The 3,575-nt window shown below is 74.2% G+C and carries 1 protein-coding gene and 2 pseudogenes; all 3 read right to left on the bottom strand.

Annotated features, from left to right (window positions below; genetic code table 11):
* A pseudogene (locus JM949_RS34565) lies at positions 1–888 on the bottom strand (ribonuclease E/G); the annotation flags it as partial.
* Between the two features lie 131 nt (positions 889–1,019).
* Positions 1,020–1,714 (bottom strand): annotated as a pseudogene (locus JM949_RS34570) (TIGR03936 family radical SAM-associated protein).
* A 273-nt stretch (positions 1,715–1,987) separates the two neighbouring features.
* Positions 1,988–3,358 (bottom strand): type VII secretion-associated serine protease mycosin, encoded by a 1,371-nt coding sequence (gene mycP / locus JM949_RS34575; RefSeq protein ID WP_203152250.1) that lies wholly within the window; start codon positions 3,356–3,358, stop codon positions 1,988–1,990.
* Between the last annotated feature and the right edge of the window lie 217 nt (positions 3,359–3,575).

The raw sequence follows: 3,575 nt of genomic DNA on the forward strand, positions 1-3,575 counted from the left end.
GGCCTCCTCGACCGCCGGTTCCTCGGCCACCGCGGCCGGCTCCGCCGGTCGGGTCACCGGCACGGCGTCCGGCTGGGGCGCCATGAACAGCACTGTGGGCGCGGAGAGCGCGGCCCGCCGACGACGGGTACGCGGCTGCTCCGGCTCGACCTCGGCCGGCTCGTTCGGCTCATCCGCCACGCCGGGGACGGCCACCCCCGGCGGCACCTCTCCGGCGCTCTCCTGGGCGCCACCGCTCCAGGCGAACCCGGGTGCGGTCGCGCTCGGGGCGGCGTCGGTCTCGGTCAACTCGGCCTCGGCCTCGCGCAGGTCGGACGCCGCCGGCTCCTCGACGGCGACCGGCTCCTCGACCGCGGGCACCTCGTCGGCGGCGGCGGGCGGCTCCTCGACGGCAGCCGGCGTGGCCTTCTTCCGTCGGGTGCGGGTCACCTTGACCGGCGGAACCACCTCGGCCGAGGCTTGTTCGGCGGAGGCCGCGACCAGCGGCTCCTCGGCGGTCGTCTCCACGGCGGTGGCCTTGCGGCGACGACGGGGGGTCTTCGGGGCGACGTCCAGGTCGCCGGAGACCGGAGCGAAGACCTCCGCCTGCGGCGACTCGGCGCTGCCCGCGCCTCCGGTGGGCGCCTCGACCGGGGCGTCGGTCTGCTCCGGCTGGTTGAGCGGTGCCGCGCGACGTCGGGTCGCCCGGGTACGCCGCGCGGGCGGGGCCGGCTCGGCGGCCTCCGCGTCAGCGGCGTCTCCCGGGCCGGCCGGTTCCACCGATGCCGAACCGACCGCCGTGGTGGGGGGCGTGCCGACGGCGCGGTCAGCCGTGCTGCTCTGGTCGGCGGTCTCGCTGGCCGGCTGTGAACCGGTCCGTTCGCCGCCCTCGGGCTCGTTCTCGAGCATGGACGTTCTCCAGTTCTGGCTGCCCCGGGCGCGGGTGAGCGCTGCCACGCAGGGTCGCCGCAAAAGTGTTTCCGCCGGGCGCGCGTGGTGCGCGACCGCCGAAGTCTGCCTGCCAGAGCACCGACCGTCGGTCAGTGCCCAACGATGGCTGCCCCGTCGCGGTCCGCATCCAACGGATCCACGATCGCACCCTGCGCGGTCAACGTGCCCTGAGCCAGCCGGGTCACCCTCGGCGCAACCGGCGGCTCCAGGTCGCCACCACGCGGAGGCCGGAAAGGACGTCATCGGGCCGTACGGACGGGGTGACCTGCCGCACGACCAGTTCGAGTATCGCACACGGTACGGCCGGCGCCCCGGAAGGCGTCGGCCCAGGCACCGGGACATCAATCGATATCACTGCGGCGCGGGCGTCGAACGTCCGTCGGCCCTGCTTGGTCATCCGCTCGACCAACACCTCCTCGGCCGCCACGAACGCGTCCACCGCGGCGCGCGCCACCGCCGGGTCGACCTCCGGCAACTCGATGTGCCAGTGCGACGCCTCGATCCGGTCCGGCAGATTGCCCCCTTCGGCGATCACCGCGTCCAGCACGTCCAGCCCCGGCGAGAGCGCGGCGTCCAGGGCGGCGCGTAGCGCCTCCGGGTCGACCGGCGCCTGGAGGCCGATCTCCAGGTACTCCGCCTCGCTCGCCACCCCGGTGGGCGCCGCGCTGGCGTAGGAGATTTTCGGGTGCGGGGTGAAACCCTGGGAGAAGGCAATCGGCACAGCGGCCCGGCGGAGCGCGCGCTCGAACGCCCGGGCGAAGTCCCGGTGCGAGGTGAAACGCAGCGGCCCGCGCTTGGCGTACCGGATGCGGACGCGCTGGACGACCGGCGCCTGGCCGCCCTCGGGTTGAGGCTTTCTGGCGATCGTGGGCTCCTCAGCTGTACCTGCGTGTCCGCCCATCCTGGCGCAGGGCTCGTCACGGTACGCAGCCGGGGCGGTCGATTCGCCCCGACAGACAGCCGCAAAGCGGTCAGCGGGGTGGTGACCACCGCCGTGTAGGCCGGTGGCCGGCCGCTGACCCGGAGATCATCGGCCGGCCACCACGATCAGTGCCGGTTACCGCTCGCTCGGCGGCGGGGCGGGCGGCGGGCCGCCCGGCGGACCGTAGCCGGAGGGCGGGGCGTAATCCGACGGCGGGGCGTACCCCGAGGGCGGGGCGTAACCGGGCGGCGGGGCGTACCCCGCGTCCGGTGTCGGGTATCCGCCGGGAACCGCCCGGTCGATCAGCTCATCCGGTACGTCGGCGGCCCGGGCCGCCTCCCGGCGGTACCGACGGCGGTTCCAGATCAGGAAGACCGCCAGCCCCAGCAGCAACACCAGCACCACGGCGACACCGATGACCACGACCATCACCTGCTGGTCGGTCGGGCCACCGCGATCGCCGTGCTGGGTGACGTCGAACTCCTCGTCCGCGCCCGGGGTGCGGGCCGGGCCCGGGTCGGTCGCCGCAGCCGGGTCGAGCAGCGGGTTGGCGGTGACCGACGGCACGTTGGCGGTCAGCGCCTTCATCGGGTCGATCACCCCGAAGCCGTACTGCGGGTCCCGTCCGGAGGGGCCGGCGTCGCGTGCGGTCCGGATGATCCGGTTGATCACACTCGGCGCGTTGAGGTCCGGATACTTCGCCCGGATCAGCGCGGCGAGACCGGAGACGATCGCGCCGGAGTCGGAGGTCCCGTCGCCCCAGCCGTAGCCCCCCTCGTTGGCGATGTTGTAGATGCCGTCGCCGGGCGCGGCGACCACCGCCTCCGGCCCCTTGACGGAGCCGGACCAGAACGAGCCACCCCGGGTCGTACCGGTCACCGCGATCACACCCGGGGTGTTGGCCGGGTTTCCCACGGCTACGTGGCCCCTGGCGGTGTTGCCGGCGGAGGAGACCACGACCACGTCGTGGTCCAGCGCGTACTTGATCGCGCTCAACTCGTCGGCGCTGGCAAGGCCCGGGGCACCGAAGGACATGTTGATCACTTTGGCGCCGCCGTCGACGGCCATCCGGATGCCGACGGCCACCGCCGTCGCGCTGTTCGTCCCGGTGCCCTTACGCAGCTTGATGGGGAGGATCTTCGCGCCGGGGGCGATGCCGTCCACGCCGTCCCGGCCGCCGCTCCTGGCCGCGATGATGCCGGCCATGTGCGTGCCGTGCCCGTCCTCGTCGGCCCGGCCATCTCCGGAGGCGCCATAGCTGCGACCACCGGAAAGCACCTGACCGCGCAGGTCCGGATGGGTGGCCTCGACACCGCTGTCGAGCACGGCCACGACCACACCCTGCCCGGTCGAGATCCTGTGCGCCTGGTCGATCCGGAGCTCGTCCAGATACCACTGCTCGGCGCGCCGGGGGGCGGCAGCCGCCGGTTGGGCGGCTCCGACGACCAGGAACCCCGCTAGCAGGCAGGCGACCACCGGCCGGAGGTTTCCGACGTTCACCCTCATCCGTCCGTCCTCATCGAAGGACGCCCGGGGACGCCCCGTCACCAGGGCCCCACGGATCGTCGTCCTCAGTCAACCACGACGAGTGCTCGGAGCCGCCGCCACCGCCGTGCCCGGCGCCACCCGCGCCGCCCATCATGCCGCCGCCCATCATCCCGGCGCCGCCGACTCCGGCACCGCCACGCGCGCCGCCCGCCATCCCGGCGCCACCCGCGCCAGC

The sequence above is a fragment of the Micromonospora tarensis genome (genome assembly GCF_016803395.1).
Taxonomy (GTDB): domain Bacteria; phylum Actinomycetota; class Actinomycetes; order Mycobacteriales; family Micromonosporaceae; genus Micromonospora; species Micromonospora tarensis.